Raw genomic sequence first — 16,989 nt, 5'->3', positions numbered from 1 at the left:
CAATAGCATCGTAATTACACAGTATCGTGCATTACAGGACGAAAAAATGGAACTCTTACTTCAATCAGATACAACTTCTTTAGCTGATCTCCGTCAAACATATTCAAATTCTAACGAAAAAATGGAACTGTTACTTCAACCAGGTACACTAACTTTAGCTCAACTCCGTCAAGCCTATTTAAATCCGATTCAGGTTAAACTTGATGAAAGTGCAGCGCCAGCCATTGAAGCCAGTGTTGCTTGTGTGGAAAAAATCGTCAATGAAGGCCGTACGGCATACGGCATTAACACAGGTTTTGGTTTATTGGCTTCGACCAAAATTGCGCCTGAAGATTTAGAGCAATTACAGCGTTCATTGGTACTTTCACACGCAGCTGGTGTAGGCGAAGCATTAGATGATGCGATGGTTCGCTTAATTATGCTGTTGAAAGCCAACAGTTTGGCACGCGGCTTCTCGGGTATTCGTCGTAAAGTCATTGAAGCTATTTTGGCCCTCATTAATGCTGAAGTGTATCCACATATTCCCCTTAAAGGTTCTGTAGGGGCATCTGGTGACTTAGCACCATTGGCTCATATGTCTTTGGTGTTACTTGGTGAAAGCAAAGCACGTTATAAAGGCGAATGGCTTCCAGCAGTTGAAGCTTTAAAAATTGCAGGTTTAGAGCCAATTTCATTGGCTGCAAAAGAAGGCTTGGCTTTGCTGAATGGTACGCAAGTCTCGACGGCCTATGCCTTACGCGGTTTATTTGAAGCGGAAGATTTGTTTGCTGCGGCAACTGTCTGTGGTGGTTTAAGCGTAGAAGCAATGCTCGGTTCACGTGCCCCATTCGATGCACGTGTCCATGAAGTTCGTGGTCAGCGTGGTCAAATTGATGTCGCTGCGGCTTATCGTGACTTATTGACTGAATCAAGTGAAATCGCGCATTCACATGAAGACTGTAGCAAAGTTCAAGACCCGTACTCATTACGTTGCCAGCCTCAGGTGATGGGCGCGTGCTTAACTCAAATTCGTCAAGCGGCTGAAGTACTTGAAATTGAATCGAATGCAGTTTCTGACAACCCATTGGTCTTTGCTGCTGAAGGTGACGTGATTTCAGGCGGTAACTTCCATGCAGAACCTGTGGCTATGGCGGCAGATAATTTAGCCCTAGCGATTGCTGAAATTGGTTCATTGTCTGAACGCCGTATTTCCATGATGATGGATCGCCATATGTCACAACTTCCACCATTCTTGGTGGCCAATGGCGGTGTCAATTCAGGCTTTATGATTGCTCAAGTAACCGCAGCGGCTTTGGCGAGTGATAACAAAGCATTGGCTCATCCTGCCAGCGTTGACAGCTTGCCGACTTCAGCAAACCAAGAAGACCACGTTTCTATGGCGCCAAATGCAGGTAAACGCTTGTGGTACATGGCAGATAACGTGCGTGGCATCTTGGCCGTGGAATGGTTAGGTGCGTGTCAGGGCTTAGATTTCCGTGAAGGTCTAAAAAGCTCTCCAAAACTGGAACGTGCGCGCAAAGTTTTACGTGATCAAGTGCCGTATTATAGTGAAGACCGTTTCTTTGCACCAGACATTGAGCAAGCAAGTGAATTACTGGCAAGTGGCTGTTTAAATGAATTGTTAATCCCTGATTTGCTGCCAAGTTTATAAAAAGTGATGAATCAAACGGCCACATGAAGTGGCCGTAACTTAATAAACTTCCTCAAGGATCGGAGATGATAATGTCACAACAGGCTTCACTGCAGCGGGGTCTTAATACTCGCCATATCCGTTTTTGGCCTTAGGTTCAGCCATTGAACGGGGCTTTTTTACGGTTCAGCATCGGCCATTAAATTAGCCCTACTTTGTATTGCCTATAACATATGGGGCAAACCAAAACAAAACACGCTCAAAGTGAAAGATCAAAATCTTTCTGGTCAGCTTGAAATGTAAAGCTCATTAGTAAATTGCCCAAGTTGCAGTGCATGCTTGGGCAATGTGAGGAATTGGAATGAAAAAACTTTGGCACAACTGCCACATTGCCACCATGCAAAATGGACAATACTCCAGCATTGAGCAGGGAGCCATTGTGACCTCTGGGCAGTTGATTGACTGGATTGGTGCTGAACAAGATTTACCTGTTGACGATTATGCCGAGCGTATTGATCTGAATGGGGCTTGGGTAACACCAGGCTTGATTGATTGCCATACCCACAGTGTCTTTGGTGGCAACCGAAGTGTGGAGTTTGAAAAACGCTTGCAAGGCGTGAGTTATGCGGAAATTGCAGCCAGCGGTGGGGGCATTGCCAGTACTGTACGTGCAACACGCGAGGCCAGCGAAGAACAGTTATTGGCATCTGCCTTAAAGCGTATCCGCTGTATGCTGCGCGATGGCGTGACTACCATTGAAATTAAATCGGGCTACGGTCTGGATTATGCCAATGAGCGCAAAATGTTACGCGTGATTCGTCAGGTGGCAGAGACATTGCCCATGACGGTCAAGAGTACCTGCTTGGCAGCACATGCTTTACCGCCAGAATATCAAGATCAAAGCGATGCTTATATTGAGCATATCTGTACCGAAATGCTACCGAAACTACATGCGGAAGGTTTGGTCGACGCAGTGGATGCCTTTTGTGAATATTTGGCATTTTCTCCTGCGCAAGTCGAACGCGTGTTCAAAGCGGCTCAAGCACTGAACTTACCCGTTAAACTGCATGCCGAACAATTGTCGGCTTTGGGCGGTTCAAGTCTTGCGGCACGTTATCATGCACTTTCGGCAGACCATTTGGAATACATGACCGAAGATGATGTCAAAGCCATGGCTGCAGCAGGCACCGTCGCGGTGTTGTTACCGGGGGCGTTCTATTTGTTAAAAGAAACCCAATTACCACCCATGCAAAGTTTGCTGCAACATGGGGTGCGTATAGCCTTATCTAGTGACTTAAACCCCGGTACTTCACCAGCATTATCGTTACGCCTCATGCTGAACATGGGCAGTACTTTATTCCGTTTAACCCCAGAACAGGCCTTGGCTGGTGTGACTATTCATGCGGCGCAGGCACTTGGTTTACACGACACACACGGCAGTTTAGCCCAAGGCAAGCTGGCTGATTTTGTGGCGTGGGATATTGAACACCCATCCGAAATTGTCTACTGGTTAGGTGGTGATTTACCTAAACGGATTATTCAGCATGGTGTAGAAATCCAGTTTTAACCATTGGCTCCTTATTGCATAGAGTGATTGAAAAAAATGAATCAAACCTTTACTTGGCAAGGTCGAAATGATGGCGATACAGAAGAACATCGCCGTATTCACCAAATCATCAATCAAGAGCAAACGGCTGAATATGCCCTGATCGGTTTTAGCTCAGATGAGGGAGTAAAGCGCAACAAAGGACGTATTGGTGCAGCCGAAGCACCAAATGTCATTCGTAGCCAATTGGCTAACTTGCCTGTCCATCAAAATATTCATTTGCAGGACTTAGGGAATGTCATTTGTGAGCAGGGGCAGTTAGAACAGGCACAAGCCGCATTGGCAAGCCGTGTGCAACATAGCCTTGAACAGGACATGAAACCGATTGTGCTGGGTGGAGGGCATGAGGTCGCTTTTGGTAGCTTTTCGGGTTTGTTCCAGTATGTGCAACAACATCAGTTTCAGCAGAAGATTGGCATTATCAATTTCGATGCTCATTTTGATTTGCGTGAAGCGGAGCACGTGACCTCAGGTACCCCATTTTTAAATGCAGCTCAGCTTTCCGCACAGCATCAACAAGCATTTCATTATTTGTGCATTGGTGTAGCCAAGCATGCCAATACCAAAGTGCTGTTTAATACTGCGGATCGCTTAAATTGTCGTTATATTTACGACCATGAATTGCAATTGGCTCAACTGCCGGTATTGATTGAAAAAGTTCAAGCATTTATGGATCAGGTAGATGTCTTGTATGTCACCATTGATTTAGATGTTTTTCATGCCAGTATTGCCCCAGGGGTGAGTGCACCAGCGGTCAAAGGTATTGATTTAAATATATTTGAACCATTGTTCCAAGCCATCAAGCAAACGGGAAAAATTCGGGTATTTGATGTGGCTGAGTGCAATCCAAATTACGATTTGGATAACAGAACCGCTAAGCTCGCAGCATATTTGATTTTTAATTATTTATTTGATTGAGACCAAGGTTTGCATGCATGGTTGGCTGAGTCGAACCCAACTGTACAAGAATGAATCACTTCATCTGAATCTTGTTTTAGCCGATGATGCTATACATTAGCATCATCGGCTTATTATATTGACTGTGTAAATAGGCCGATTTAGATCTATCACGCTCAACCAAAACACCTGTATCACTTGGGACTTTGCCCAAAAAACAATCTCATAAATACTGGGCAGAGCCAGACGTATGCTTAAGCCCATACAGTTCTGCTTTAAAAAAATTGAATAGCTCGCTTGAGCCTTTCCCATTTTCAAAGGGGATGGTTTATCCGCGATTTGGGCTCATTAAACCGATGTTATTCCGGTATGATTTTATTTGACCCATGCGGTCACGAAACATCCTCCACAATCTGCATAGCTTGTCTATACTTTGTTCACCATTTCTAAAACACATGGAGAACAAAAATGGTTACTGCTGGCGAAAAACCTGGAACAGGCTTCTATTTTTGTATGCAATGCGGCTACCGCGTTTACTTAGAAATTGGTACTGATCGTTTACCTCCGTGTACCAAATGCCTTGGCAATCAATTCAACAATAAGATTGCATAAGTCGCACCCTGCAAACAGTTATCCGCTGTTTCGAATCAAAGCCCTGTCGCACCTGATAGGGCTTTTTGTTGGATGGAACTTTAGTTCGACATCATGCCTCAGTCATTTGGTAGACAAAAATGCAAGTCAAGCGCAATCGATTAGACCGAAACCGTTACGGTTTTAGCTTTACATCATTTCTTACATTTATGACATCATTATTTTTTAAAATGATCAATAGACATTGGGATGAAGCGCGTTATACTAGGGAAACCATTTCTAAAAGAACATAAGGAGGACAAAAATGATTACTGCTGGCGAAAAACCTGGAACAGGCTTCTATTTTTGTGTTCAATGCGGACGTCGAGTCTACTTAGAAATTGGTACTGATCGTTTACCCCCGTGTACCAAATGCCATTGCACCGAATTTAAAAAATAAACGTGCTTGTGCAACATCACTAAAACAGTCAATCCTGTTTTAAAAGAAAAGCCCTATTACTGCATAGGGCTTTTTGTGGTCTACACTTTAATAAAATTTAGTCAGAGCTATTCATCATGCGCTTAATTTAGATCCTGTGCTAAAAGTTGACTTTCTGAGGTTAATTTTTCTGCCATTTCAGCGGTTTTCTTTAAACCCGGCATGCGATATTCGGTATGACCATAATCCTGAATGGACTTCCATCGTCCCCCCCAAGTTAAACCGACTGACTCCGCAACCTCGCCATATAGCTGATAGCCACGCCATGCCCATGGGTCGCGTTCAGAAATTACAACTTTGCCATCACGTTTGAAAGCCACATCCGCAGCCAAGCCAAATTGGTGATAGCTTTGAAAGGCTTTAGCCCGAGTGGTATTTTTATTGCCGGACAGCATATTTTGTCGAGCAGGACTACGGTAACCTTCTAACAAAACCAGTTCATAGTTATAACGCTCTTTCATAATTTTAAAGACCATCAATAAGCGTTGCTTGTAACGAGGATTCATACGATCCCATTTACGGTCGACCAATGCAGTCTCAAAATGCCCATGACTTTGCTCGAAGGTACTGTCACGTTCTAAAGAGAAGGCTGGTGCTGTGCTCGGATGACTCTGTGCCTGATATTGTTGTTCGAGTTGCATTGCTTCAACAATTGCTGCATCCACCAATTGTTCATCCACTTCAGGTGGTGGAGTTAACATTTCACCATTTAATAAGGCGTAAATTTGAGGGTCAACTTTTTCCAGATAATTGGCTTCAACTTTGGTGGGGTCAATAGGTCGCGTAAAAGCGAACAGCAACACACTACCTAATAAAAAAAATCCTGCAATTAAAATCCACCATTGCTGTAAATGCCAATGTGTCTGGGTTTGTTCAGCCGAGGCAGCATAACTCATCTCTTGGGCAAAATGTCGTGCATGCCCAAGTTTCTGTTTGCTACTGGGTAAAATCATGCGGACATAATTGAGAGTCCGTAGCCGCAGTTCGTAAGACATTAACAAGCTCAGTCCAATCACTAAGGCTAAAAAACTGCAACTAATAAAAATAATCATCTTAGTTTGAATGTGCAGGAGTAGATGGAGCGAGGATCGTCTGTGCTTGAGGTTGGACTAATTCAATTTCTTTATCCAATTGATCCAATAGTGCAGGTTTCACCACCCCTTGAGCTAATGGTTTGGGTTTCGTCGGTGTTGGCTGATTTTTTTTCTCATTTTTCTCTATAACAATGACATCCTTGGTCACGAATTGGGGTTCTGGGTTAAGCTGTGCAAAAGGGGAGGTGTGCTGAACATGACTGTTGAGATTTACAGTAGGATTTACAGGATGCTTGAACAGTGTTGACATTTCCTGTTCATTAATTTGATTGGAATAATCGAGATCATCCTCCTTCATTTCACTTTGCTCAGTTGCTTGAGGAATATGTGTATTTGTCTCGGATTCCGTTTGCTGATGGTCTGAAGGATGTAGATTACTTATTTCTGAATCTTGGGAATAGTAAAAAAAACCAAACAGTCCACAACTCAAAACAATTCCGCCCAAAAAACCACAAATAACATAAATAGATGATTTTTTTTGTGGTTTTGTTGGTGTGGATTTTAAAATACGTATTGTATTCTGTTTTTCTAGTGCCATGAGCCACTCACAATTTAAGGTAAATAAATCGTAATATTGGCCTGTTCGGCAGGCGTACTAATTACATTTTCATAGGGTGCAAGAGAGGTCTGGGTGTGTTGATTCAATGAGTACTTTAAGCCTGCGAAAGCAAGCAAACTGAATATGAATAAAAATAAGATAATCCAAATAAATGGTAGTTCTTTATGAATGATGTTCTTAATCTGGTCGGGTAATGCGGAGAATGGAGAAAATGCAGCTTTTTTACCTTTGAGAAAATCAATTTCATCACCAACGCGAGCCACTAAATGGTTCAGATTTTCAATCGACTCAATACGGTATTTTCCTTGAAACCCCAATAACATGCAGTAATGGAAGACCTCTAGTGATGCCAGCCGTTCTTTGCCTTTATGTCGTAACTGTTCCAAAATTTCAAAGAATTGATAGCCTGCTAATTGCGAACCAAACAAGCTCAATTGTAGGGGATTAATCAACCAGACATTCTGCAAGTTAAAAAATGCAGCATCTTGCTGGGTCACAATTGTTTCATCGAGTAGTGCGCAATAGGCATATTTCGCATCATGAATATCATTGGCTGAAAATTGTAATTTTCGTGCTTGTTGTTCAAAACGATGCAATAAATCCAGTACTTTCTCACGAAATTGAGCGGGATTGGTTGGTATATATTGGTTACGTAATAAGAATACAATGTAGAAGCCATCGTACAGCAGATCCGTTAAGGTTGAACTTTGCTGCGTAGTGATTGGCATACTTTGTGGAATGCTGCTACCAATCTGACCATCATCAAAGAGGGAAGGAGCTTTAGTTGTCGAATTCATTCTAATTACTCCTTAACCATTGATGACCGCAATTAATTCAATGCTGATGTCCTGAAAACCAGAAGGGACATAGATGCAAATAGTTTCTGAATCCAGCATATTTTGATAAAGCTCATGATGTGGCTCTACCTCAAAGTAACTCACGCCTGAGCGGACTGGTATCGCGGTCGGCACTTGCATCAGATGATGTAATGGAATGGCAGGAAGAGCGGCCACCACTCGCTGTTCAACATCCACTGTACTGCCCACTTTAAAGCGTAAAGGAACAATCTGAATCAGCTCATGGGTTGGCATCATGCTGCTAGATACTGCGACGTAAAGCCGAGTGTCACGAGTAATTTTGTCTGTTTCAAGACTACCGACCCAATAAGATGGTCGTGTTTCTTTCAGGCTAATGCTGATATAGCGATTCGAAATAATGGTGTCTAATAGATCACGTAGAATTTGGTCTAAATGATAAAAACTCTGTTGTAACTGATGGTGCTGATATTGAGGCAGTTGATCGATGTCATGTGCCGAAGAGAACGTCAGTAACGATCCCGTTAATCTTAATAATTCGCAAAACAAACGTTCAGGGTGAATTTGTGGATGCTGAAAAATATGATTTAAGCTGGAATAAGCGGTATTTAAGGCATTCACCAGCCAAAATGAAACAATATCACCCGATCTAAACTCAATTAGTTTCTGTTCGTTTTCACGATTATTGGTTTGAATGGTTTTAATTTTGGCACGAATCACATTCAGCGTGCGTTTAAGTTGATTAAATAATGCTTCGCTAGATTCTATATGTAACAAAGGCGGAATAAACTTATGATCAAGCTCAAACTGACCAGAACTTTGACGTTTAATCTTGCCAACAGGTAAATAGAGAAAACCATCCATTTCATGTGATGGTATGACATGAGGCTCTAATAATTTAAATTCAGCTCTGCGTTTTAACAGCGAAATCTCTGCTGGGGAAGCATCGGTAAATAGATCATGGGTTTCATTTAAATAACAGTGATAGCGACTTGGTTGCGTGGTTTGTTCATAAGAGACATTTTTTTTATTGGCTTGTACGATGGGCATTGCAAGGTAAATTTGCATTTCTCCACGCACGTTTAAATGATCCAGTAAAATCGGTTCTGGTAAAAGATCACGTGCGGGAGCCGTATAAATTTCGCCATCTTGCCAAATCATTTCAATTGATGACAAAGTCAGTACGTTGATATTTAATTGGCTTTCATCGAAATTAATTTTTTGCACACCATAAGCAAAAGGAATAGTAGATCGAATGGTGTGATTTAAATGTTGTTCATGATAACGGTCTTGTAATTGAAAGTGTTGCGGACGTAAAAAAAGCCCCTCACCCCAAAGAATCTTTTCTGCTTTAAACATATAAATTACCAGTTACTTGTTTCATTGCTAGTTGCAGGAACACCCAATAATTCTTGTACAGATTCCAGTGGGTTTTCATTTTTAATGACCTGAGCCAGCCATTCATGTAAAGGCATTTGGCTCCATTTCACAGTTTTTTGTAGCATGTAGCTCACTGGGCTATGAGGTTCATGTGTTTTAAAATACTCGGCAATATCTTGTAAAAGTTTGATTGCCTGTTCACGATTCTGTAGGTGGCTTTGTGCTGAAGCTTGAAAATTTTGCGGTTGCTGCTGAGGTATAGTTGTCATGGTATTGGAGATATCGGGCAGGGGTGTTCCGAGATTACTGTCAGGCATTGCGGTCAGTGCAGTTGTATTTAGCTTGGTCTGTAACAGATCGGGTTTATAAATTTTTTTTAAGGATTTATGGATATCTTCAAGTTGAGAATCGATCTGAGCAAAACTTGGGGCTTCTAGCTGCATCAATTGATCAAGCACTTGCTTCAAACTTTCCCAGTGCGCCAAAATTAATTCAAAATTTTGGTAATTTTGTAGTTGTATATTTTGAGCACTTGTCGCTAGCGCTGACTCAAATTGTTCAAGCTGTTGAGCATTAACCCCATGATCCTCATCTTCAGATTGCTTGCGGAGTTGATTATGTTGATAAAGAAAGTTTTCATAATCAAACAATGAGTAAGCAGGGGAAGTTTCCATCAGTGGGGTTTTTTTGATAAGCACTGGCAGCTGATTAACTAAACCTTTGAGTAGACCGAGGCGTTGGTCTAAATCATCCTCTTCAATTTCAGGATGTAGCTTTAACCAGTATTGCTCTAGTAAGCGATAGGATAATTCTAATCCTGAGGCAATACCTTGGAAGCCATATAAATGTGCCCAAGCTTCAGATAACCAAGTCAGTAAGCGAATATCTTTACTTTTATTGGCAAGCAGCATGCTACTTTGCTCAGCAACAAATTGCCAATCTGCCTGTTTAGGTTCCGTAACCCAATCACCCAAGGCGAGTAAAGGGTCATCCTGAGTCTTGGCTTTTTTTATGGCATGGAATTCATTGGAGAAAGACAAATCCTCTCCACAAGCGCGAGAACCCGCTATGGGTTCAAGCAAGGATTCAAGTGAAAAATTCATAAGTACTGAATAATCCGAGTCTGTTTTTACAAGGTTTCTAATTTAGGTTTTTTAGCAATCTTCTTCTTGGCCGACTTAATGTGAGGATCCAGTACATAGATGAACTCATCATCTTTCACATCAATCCAAATCTGTTGAGGAAGCTTTTGTTCACTAAGGGCAAGTAAAATTTCTGTTGCTAGCGCGGGTAAAATCGTTGCATTTAAAATGTGGTCAATATTGCGTGCACCACTATCAACTTCGGTACAACGGCTTAGTAACAGTTCTGGGACTTCAGCACTGTACTGCACTTGTGTTTGGTATTGCTGTTCTAGTCGTTGAATGACTTTCGCTAATTTATGCTCAATAATCTGAATTAACAGATCATCATGTAATGGGAAATAGGGAACGATGCGCATTCTACCTAAAAAGGCTGGCTTAAATTGCTGATATAAACTTGGTTTAAGTTGATCTAGCAATTGTTCCGCGGTTGGCCATTGCTCAATGGGTTGATTTAAGCAGGCTTGCATAATGGCACTGGAGCCAGTGTTGGAGGTTAGCAAGATCGTGGTATTTTTAAAGTCAATTACGCGACCTTCACCATCTTCTAGTGTTCCTTTGTCGAAGACTTGATAAAACAGTTCTTGAACATCACTATGGGCTTTTTCAATTTCATCCAACAGCACCACACTATAGGGATTGCGACGCACAGCTTCAGTTAATACACCACCTTGACCGTAGCCAACATAACCTGGAGGTGCACCTTTTAATGAAGAAACGGTATGAGCTTCTTGATACTCAGACATATTGATGGTGATGAGATGGGATTCACCACCATATAGCTCATGTGCTAATGCCAAAGCGGTTTCTGTTTTACCGACCCCACTTGGTCCGACTAGCATAAACACACCTTGAGGTTTATTGGGATCTTCCAATTTTGCTTTAGATGTTTTAATTCCTTGCACCAGTTGCTTTAAGGCATAAGGTTGCCCCATGACACGTTGAGAAAGTTGCTCTTCTAAACTTAAAATTTGTTTAATTTCATCACTGACCATATTGCCGATAGGAATACCAGTCCAGTCAGAGATAATTTCATGAATAATCGTTGCATTTACGCGTTCAAACACTAGCGGATGCTGACCTTGTAGAGTACGCAATTGTTTTCGGAGCTCAGCGATTGTTTCAGTTGGCTGTTGTGTACTACTCTGTTGCAGCGCTTGAATTTGTTGCACCAGTGCTAATTCTTGTTGCCACTTGTGTTCTAAAGTCTGGATATTTTGTTCTAATTGTTGAATGGACTGTTTAATCTGGTGGATACGTTCATTATGAATCGCATGAAGCTGATTTTCTTTTTCAAGGATATTTAGTTCTAATAGCAAATTATGCAATTGCGCCTTATCTTGATCTAAGGCGACTGGTTGCGCATTCTGGGTCAATGCAACCCGTGCGGCAGCCGTATCTAATACACTAATTGCCTTATCTGGAAGTTGTCTTCCTGTAATGTATCGATGTGAGGCATGCACTGAGGTAATAATGGCTTCATCATCAATTGCGAGTTGAAAATGGGCGGACATGACTGGAATCATGGCGCGCAACATATCAATCGCAACAGCTTCACTTGGTTCTTCAACTTTAATTACTTGAAAGCGACGACTCAAAGCGGCATCTTTTTCAAAGTATTGTTTGTATTCAGCCCATGTCGTTGCAGCAATTGTTCTCAGTTCACCACGGGCAAGGGCAGGTTTTAGTAAATTCGCAGCATCGTTTTGCCCAGCTTGACCTCCAGCTCCAATTAGGCTGTGGGCTTCATCAATAAATAAAATAATAGCTTGGCTTGAGCTTTGGACTTCTTGAATAATTTGTTTGAGTCGGTTTTCAAACTCACCTTTGACACTGGCACCTGCTTGTAACAGCCCCATGTCCAAGGTCCGTAATTGCACATTTTGAAGTGCTACAGGCACATTATTTTGTGCAATTTTTAATGCGAGACCTTCAACAACAGCCGTTTTTCCAACACCGGGTTCACCCGTTAAAATTGGATTATTTTGACGGCGGCGCATCAGAATATCGAGCATTAAACGAATTTCATGCTCACGACCAATGACTGGATCAATTTCACCTCGTTGTGCTTTTTCCGTTAAATTGATGGTGTATTGATCTAGTGCAGGTGTTTTGGCAGATTTTTGTTGTGTAGTATCGGAGCTCACATCAGATTTGGGATGCTTTGCTGTAGTTGGCTCAGATTCAATACTTTGTTGACATAATTCCCCAAATTGATGCTTCATGCTGTCAATTGGAAAGTTTTCTAACAGTGAAGACGCTCGGCTGGCAATTTGAAAGAGATCTGAAGCCGTAAGTAAGGCGACCAGAAGATGGCTACTGCGAATAACGGGCTTTTGTTCAGCAGAGGCGACCAACCAAGCTTGTTCAAATAATCGGACAATCGATCGTGCAAAAATAGGGGTGCGAGTATTGCCTTTGGGTAATTGAGCAATACTCTGTGATAAATCATGAATTAAATCAGGTTCAGAAATTTTATATTTTTTTAGTAATATTTTTAAATCGTTATCAGCAGGCTGTTTAACAATTTCAGAGAATAAATGTTCAATTTCTATTTCAAAATTTTGTTGAGAAACACAAAAATTCGCTGCCTTTTCAAGTGCATCACGCACAGGTATAGACAATTTTGTAATTAAAACTTTTAAATTATTCATCATGGATCTCAGCTTTTGAGACTAAGAATAAATGCTTACTTTAAAATAAAAATATACAGTGAATAAGCTATTAATAATAAAGTAATAATCAAGTTTTCTTAGTCAAAAAATCATAACTTTTAATATGAAAAATTATGTTTTTAATTAATTGGTATAAAGTCGTGCGCATCTTATACCATAAAATTTAAGAAAAAAAGTGTTATTTACACTTGCTAATTGTCATAAGTTGACGAAATTTGTCTTGACGAGTGCGGTTATTTTTTAGTTAAATCTGCCTACTTTAAAAATACATAAAGTAAAAACCAGTGAATGTGGTTAAAACTTTAGATAAATACTTTATAAACAGAGGTTGTTTTGAAAACTAATATTTTGATATCTGCATGTTTATCATTGTGCTGTGTATCTATGAGTACACTCGCGAGTAATGCAGAAGTGGATATTTCAAGAAGCTGTATTAAGAAAAATCCGCTGATTGCTGGTGAAACAGATTCTGTTTTATTAAAAACCTATGCTCAAATCTGTGATAAAAAAAATGCAGATAATAAAAATGGATATTTAGTTCAAGCTGCACAACGCTTTCAGTTGATTGGGAAAAATGAAAAAGCATTAGCCATTGTTCAGCAACTTGAAGCAGAAAAAGTGCAAGGTAATACACTGACCGATGTTAAATTTTTAGCAGCAACTGGTATTGCTAATGATGCATTAAAACAGATGCGTCAGAAAGAAATGCGTTATTTAAGTTCAGATATTACTTACCCCGCAGCGCAGGATTTTACGCGGGCAATCAATTCAGCTAAACCCGCTTCAGTGTTGTTAGAAACAGCACTTAATACTGCTGAAAAGAATCCAAGTTCTTCTAAATCGTCGAAAGCAAAAACCACTAAAGTATCTGCTTCGAAAAGTAAAACTAAATCAAAAGCCAACCCTCCAGCAAACAAAACGAAACCCAATACAAGCATAGCGAAAACAAATACAACTACGAGCAATACCAGTAGCAATCCTTTTGCAGGTCTATAACAATTTAATTTAAGGTTAAAAAATCATGGCTAAACGAGAAAGCGTGCAAAAAAAATTGCAACGTATTCGTCCTCCACGTGTTCAATTAACGTATGACGTTGAAGTCGGTGAAGGTAAAGAAATCAAAGAATTACCCTTTGTTGTTGGGGTGTTAGGTGATTTTTCAGCGGCATCTGAGCATGAAAAAACGAAATTAAAAGATAAGAAATTTATCAATGTTGATTTAGAGAATATTGATGAAGTTATGGAATCACTGGCACCTCGAGCAGCGTTTCAGGTAGAAAATACCCTGACAGAAAAGGGTGGGCGCTTTGGGGTTGATTTGACCTTTAAATCTATGGATGATTTTCGTCCAGAAAATATTGCGCAACAGATTGAACCACTGCGTAAATTGGTAGAAGCACGTGAACGTCTGACCGATTTACGCAATAAAATTTCAAATAGTGAGCGTCTAGAAGATTTACTTGATGAGGTTTTGAAAAATACCGAGCAAGTTCGACAATTGAGTCAAGAAGCAGGAGCAGACAATGAGTAATATGCAATCTGCTCTTGCTGTTCAAGACAATAATACTGAGCTGACTTTATTAGATTCAATCGTAGAGCAAAGCCGTATTGCCAGAACTGATGATGAACATGATCGAGCAAAAAGTCTGATTGCAGAACTTGCAAAAGAAGTCATGTCTGGAACTATCACCGTCTCTGACAATATGTCTATGTCGATTGATAAGCGTATTGCTGAAATTGATCACTTAATTTCGCAGCAACTCAGCAAAATTATGCATCATGCCGAGTTTCAGAAAATCGAATCAACTTGGCGTGGGCTATATTATTTCTGCCAAGAGTCACCTTCGAATCCTTTAATTAAGATTCGCATGCTTAATACCACCAAAAAAGAATTGATTAAAGATTTTCAAAGTGCGACTGACTTTGATCAAAGCACGTTGTTTAAGAAAATCTATGAAGAAGAATATGGGTCATTTGGTGGTGCGCCTTATGCAACCTTAATTGGTGATTTCGAGTTTGATCGTACACCAGCAGATATGTATTTGCTGGAGCAGATCTCTCATGTGGCTGCAGCATCGCATGCACCATTTATTTCTGCCACAAGCTGCAATATGTTGGGACTTGAATCATTTACCGATATTGACCGACCACGTGATGTTTCTAAAATTTTTGAGACAGCTGAATATGTACAATGGCGCTCTTTCCGAGAAAGTGATGATGCGCGCTATGTTGCATTAACTATGCCACGTGTTTTGGGGCGTTTACCTTATGATCCGAAACAAGGAACCCAAACCGAAGGTTTCAATTTTGTTGAAGAGGTTTCCGGCCAAAATCATGATGAATATTTGTGGATGAATGCTGCTTATGCCTTTGGTACGCGTTTAACCAATGCTTTTGATATGCATGGTTGGTGTGCCGCGATTCGCGGGGTGGAAGGTGGTGGTTTAGTCGAAGGGCTGCCTGTACATACCTTTAAAACCAGCGATGGTGAAGTTGCATTTAAATGCCCAACCGAAATTGCAATTACAGACCGTCGCGAAAAAGAGCTGAGTGATTTGGGCTTTATTCCTTTGGTGCATTGTAAAAATACTGATTATGCAGCATTTTTCGGTGCGCAATCTGCACAAAAGCCTAAAAAATACGATAGCGATACCGCAAATGCCAATTCAGCTTTATCCAGTCAAATCCAATACATCATGGCAGTATCTCGCATAGCACATTACTTAAAAGCAATGATGCGAGATAAAGTCGGGAGTTTTGCTTCGGCAGGAAATGTTGAAGCCTTTTTAAATGAATGGCTTGCTAAATATGTATTACTGGATGATGGGGCTTCTCAAGAAGCGAAAGCACAATTTCCTTTAAGAGAAGCATCCGTGAAAGTTGTAGAAAATCCAGCACAGCCTGGTCACTACAAGTCTGTGGTTTTTTTAAGACCACATTTCCAGCTGGACGAGTTGTCCGTCTCTTTGCGACTTGTCACTGAGTTGCCTCAGTCTTCTAATTAAATTAAGAACAGCTAAATAATTAAGAACTTTATAATAGGATAATTCCATGAAAGATATATACGTCGAGTTTCGAGGTAAATACAAAGTTGATGGTGAGTCACGCGACTCAGAGCATAAGGGCTGGTTAGAGGTAAACTCTTGGGCACACAATATCCGTCAGCCAAAATCTGCAACTTCTTCAAGCGTCGGTGGTCATACGGCTGAACGTGTGGAACATGCAGATATGCATTTTGTCAAAGACCTGGATGCAACGAGTCCTAAACTTTGGGAAGCATGTTCAGCGGGTTATACCTTTGATGAAGTACAAATCGATTTTTACCGTGCCAATGGTGATAAGCGTATCAAATATCTTCAAATCAAACTTAAGCATGTCTTAGTTTCGAGTGTAGCGCCAAGCGTGAATGAAGAAGGTGTACCAACTGAAACCTTTGGTTTGAAATATGCTGCGGTTGAGTGGACGTATAATCAACAGGATATTAATGGTACTGCGAAAGGTGCTGTGACTAAGAAATGGTCATTGTCTAATAACACGGCATCTTATGCTGCTTAATTAAACAACGACCTGAAAATAGGGGACAGCATGGCTTGTCCTCTATTTTTTGAATAAATCACTGTTGAATTTAGATCATCAAAATGAGCTTAGATCAGTTGTACCCTTACGGTTTCCGTTCGACACTTTTTGACCGTTTACTGCCAGAAAATGAGACTATAAACGGTTTGTCATTACAAGAATTAAGACAGTCTGTTGCGAATGATCTTGAAGATTTACTGAATAGTCGTGTGGCAAAGTTAGATGCTGCTTTAGACCAATATCCCTTGGTTAAACAGTCAATTATCCAATTTGGCATTATAGATTTTGTTGGTTTATCAACCGCAAATCCATTAGATCGAGATAAGATTTGCCAATCGATTGAACAATCTATTTCTGCGCATGAACCTCGTTTAAGACAAGTCAAAGTCGAAATGCTATTAGATGGTCACAATATGGGGGCACTCTGTTTAACCATTCAGGCCTTTTTAAATATTCATCCTTTGTATGAACCTGTGGTTTTCGATGCTTTATTAAAACCTACAACACAACAATATGTTGTGTCAGCCCAGTCTTAAGCTTTCAGGA

16 protein-coding genes and 1 pseudogene are annotated in these 16,989 nt (G+C 40.7%); 11 read left to right on the top strand and 6 right to left on the bottom strand.

Features of this window, described 5'->3' with window-relative positions:
* The first annotated feature begins 121 nt into the window (after positions 1-121).
* From hutH to ACX17N_RS01475, 6 genes and pseudogenes are all read left to right on the top strand, one after another.
* Positions 122-1,651 (top strand): histidine ammonia-lyase, encoded by a 1,530-nt coding sequence (gene hutH / locus ACX17N_RS01500; protein ID WP_458891115.1) that lies wholly within the window; start codon positions 122-124, stop codon positions 1,649-1,651.
* A gap of 71 nt (positions 1,652-1,722) precedes the next feature.
* Positions 1,723-1,870 (top strand): annotated as a pseudogene (proY, locus tag ACX17N_RS01495) (proline-specific permease ProY); the annotation flags it as partial.
* Between the two features lie 121 nt (positions 1,871-1,991).
* Positions 1,992-3,197, top strand: coding sequence for an imidazolonepropionase (hutI, locus tag ACX17N_RS01490; protein WP_458890817.1), 1,206 nt, complete (start codon positions 1,992-1,994; stop codon positions 3,195-3,197).
* Between the two features lie 36 nt (positions 3,198-3,233).
* On the top strand, positions 3,234-4,154 hold the full coding sequence (hutG, locus tag ACX17N_RS01485; protein WP_458890816.1) for a formimidoylglutamase: 921 nt from the start codon (positions 3,234-3,236) through the stop codon (positions 4,152-4,154).
* 447 nt (positions 4,155-4,601) lie between these two features.
* Positions 4,602-4,745, top strand: a complete 144-nt coding sequence (locus ACX17N_RS01480; RefSeq protein WP_458890815.1) for a zinc ribbon-containing protein — start codon at positions 4,602-4,604, stop codon at positions 4,743-4,745.
* Between the two features lie 268 nt (positions 4,746-5,013).
* Positions 5,014-5,163 carry a zinc ribbon-containing protein gene (locus tag ACX17N_RS01475; RefSeq protein ID WP_458891114.1) on the top strand — a complete coding sequence of 50 codons (150 nt, stop codon included), beginning with the start codon at positions 5,014-5,016 and terminating at the stop codon, positions 5,161-5,163.
* A gap of 122 nt (positions 5,164-5,285) precedes the next feature.
* Here the strand turns inward: ACX17N_RS01475 and ACX17N_RS01470 are convergent, their stop codons facing one another.
* From ACX17N_RS01470 to tssH, 6 genes are read right to left on the bottom strand one after another with little or no spacing between them, the layout of a single operon-like run.
* On the bottom strand, positions 5,286-6,254 hold the full coding sequence (locus ACX17N_RS01470) for a M15 family metallopeptidase (RefSeq protein ID WP_458890814.1): 969 nt from the start codon (positions 6,252-6,254) through the stop codon (positions 5,286-5,288).
* A 1-nt stretch (position 6,255) separates the two neighbouring features.
* On the bottom strand, positions 6,256-6,834 hold the full coding sequence (locus ACX17N_RS01465) for a hypothetical protein (RefSeq protein ID WP_458890813.1): 579 nt from the start codon (positions 6,832-6,834) through the stop codon (positions 6,256-6,258).
* A gap of 14 nt (positions 6,835-6,848) precedes the next feature.
* Positions 6,849-7,652 (bottom strand): DotU family type IV/VI secretion system protein, encoded by an 804-nt coding sequence (locus ACX17N_RS01460; protein ID WP_458890812.1) that lies wholly within the window; start codon positions 7,650-7,652, stop codon positions 6,849-6,851.
* Between the two features lie 12 nt (positions 7,653-7,664).
* On the bottom strand, positions 7,665-9,029 hold the full coding sequence (gene tssK, locus ACX17N_RS01455; protein WP_458890811.1) for a type VI secretion system baseplate subunit TssK: 1,365 nt from the start codon (positions 9,027-9,029) through the stop codon (positions 7,665-7,667).
* Between the two features lie 5 nt (positions 9,030-9,034).
* Positions 9,035-10,153: a type VI secretion system protein TssA gene (gene tssA / locus ACX17N_RS01450; RefSeq protein ID WP_458890810.1), complete on the bottom strand. Its 1,119-nt coding sequence runs from the start codon at positions 10,151-10,153 to the stop codon at positions 9,035-9,037.
* Positions 10,154-10,179: 26 nt separating this feature from the next.
* Positions 10,180-12,846: a type VI secretion system ATPase TssH gene (gene tssH / locus ACX17N_RS01445; RefSeq protein WP_458891113.1), complete on the bottom strand. Its 2,667-nt coding sequence runs from the start codon at positions 12,844-12,846 to the stop codon at positions 10,180-10,182.
* A gap of 354 nt (positions 12,847-13,200) precedes the next feature.
* Here tssH and ACX17N_RS01440 point away from each other — a divergent pair, with 354 nt between their 5' ends.
* The 5 genes from ACX17N_RS01440 (at position 13,201) to tssE (ending at position 16,979) form a co-directional block, all read left to right on the top strand.
* On the top strand, positions 13,201-13,863 hold the full coding sequence (locus ACX17N_RS01440) for a hypothetical protein (RefSeq protein WP_458890809.1): 663 nt from the start codon (positions 13,201-13,203) through the stop codon (positions 13,861-13,863).
* A gap of 25 nt (positions 13,864-13,888) precedes the next feature.
* Positions 13,889-14,398, top strand: a complete 510-nt coding sequence (tssB, locus tag ACX17N_RS01435) for a type VI secretion system contractile sheath small subunit (RefSeq protein WP_458890808.1) — start codon at positions 13,889-13,891, stop codon at positions 14,396-14,398.
* On the top strand, positions 14,391-15,872 hold the full coding sequence (gene tssC, locus ACX17N_RS01430) for a type VI secretion system contractile sheath large subunit (protein ID WP_458890807.1): 1,482 nt from the start codon (positions 14,391-14,393) through the stop codon (positions 15,870-15,872). Before tssB ends, tssC begins: the two co-directional genes overlap by 8 nt.
* 46 nt (positions 15,873-15,918) lie before the next feature.
* Positions 15,919-16,422 carry an Hcp family type VI secretion system effector gene (locus ACX17N_RS01425; protein WP_016165884.1) on the top strand — a complete coding sequence of 168 codons (504 nt, stop codon included), beginning with the start codon at positions 15,919-15,921 and terminating at the stop codon, positions 16,420-16,422.
* A gap of 83 nt (positions 16,423-16,505) precedes the next feature.
* Positions 16,506-16,979: a type VI secretion system baseplate subunit TssE gene (tssE, locus tag ACX17N_RS01420; protein ID WP_458890806.1), complete on the top strand. Its 474-nt coding sequence runs from the start codon at positions 16,506-16,508 to the stop codon at positions 16,977-16,979.
* Positions 16,980-16,989 lie beyond the last annotated feature (10 nt).

This window comes from Acinetobacter sp. GXMZU3951 (assembly GCF_054457875.1).
Note: the sequence above shows the minus strand (reverse complement) of the source record. Positions and strands in the feature narration are given on the sequence as shown.

Excerpts from the sequence above, each read along its gene's own strand:
- hutH (WP_458891115.1), top strand. The coding sequence starts at position 122 with ATGGAACTGTTACTTCAACCAGGTACACTAACTTTAGCTCAACTCCGT.
- hutI (WP_458890817.1), top strand. The coding sequence starts at position 1,992 with ATGAAAAAACTTTGGCACAACTGCCACATTGCCACCATGCAAAATGGA.
- hutG (WP_458890816.1), top strand. The coding sequence starts at position 3,234 with ATGAATCAAACCTTTACTTGGCAAGGTCGAAATGATGGCGATACAGAA.
- ACX17N_RS01480 (WP_458890815.1), top strand. The coding sequence starts at position 4,602 with ATGGTTACTGCTGGCGAAAAACCTGGAACAGGCTTCTATTTTTGTATG.
- ACX17N_RS01470 (WP_458890814.1), bottom strand. The coding sequence starts at position 6,254 with ATGATTATTTTTATTAGTTGCAGTTTTTTAGCCTTAGTGATTGGACTG.
- ACX17N_RS01465 (WP_458890813.1), bottom strand. The coding sequence starts at position 6,834 with ATGGCACTAGAAAAACAGAATACAATACGTATTTTAAAATCCACACCA.
- ACX17N_RS01460 (WP_458890812.1), bottom strand. The coding sequence starts at position 7,652 with ATGAATTCGACAACTAAAGCTCCTTCCCTCTTTGATGATGGTCAGATT.
- tssK (WP_458890811.1), bottom strand. The coding sequence starts at position 9,029 with ATGTTTAAAGCAGAAAAGATTCTTTGGGGTGAGGGGCTTTTTTTACGT.
- tssA (WP_458890810.1), bottom strand. The coding sequence starts at position 10,153 with ATGAATTTTTCACTTGAATCCTTGCTTGAACCCATAGCGGGTTCTCGC.
- tssH (WP_458891113.1), bottom strand. The coding sequence starts at position 12,846 with ATGAATAATTTAAAAGTTTTAATTACAAAATTGTCTATACCTGTGCGT.
- tssB (WP_458890808.1), top strand. The coding sequence starts at position 13,889 with ATGGCTAAACGAGAAAGCGTGCAAAAAAAATTGCAACGTATTCGTCCT.
- tssC (WP_458890807.1), top strand. The coding sequence starts at position 14,391 with ATGAGTAATATGCAATCTGCTCTTGCTGTTCAAGACAATAATACTGAG.
- ACX17N_RS01425 (WP_016165884.1), top strand. The coding sequence starts at position 15,919 with ATGAAAGATATATACGTCGAGTTTCGAGGTAAATACAAAGTTGATGGT.
- tssE (WP_458890806.1), top strand. The coding sequence starts at position 16,506 with ATGAGCTTAGATCAGTTGTACCCTTACGGTTTCCGTTCGACACTTTTT.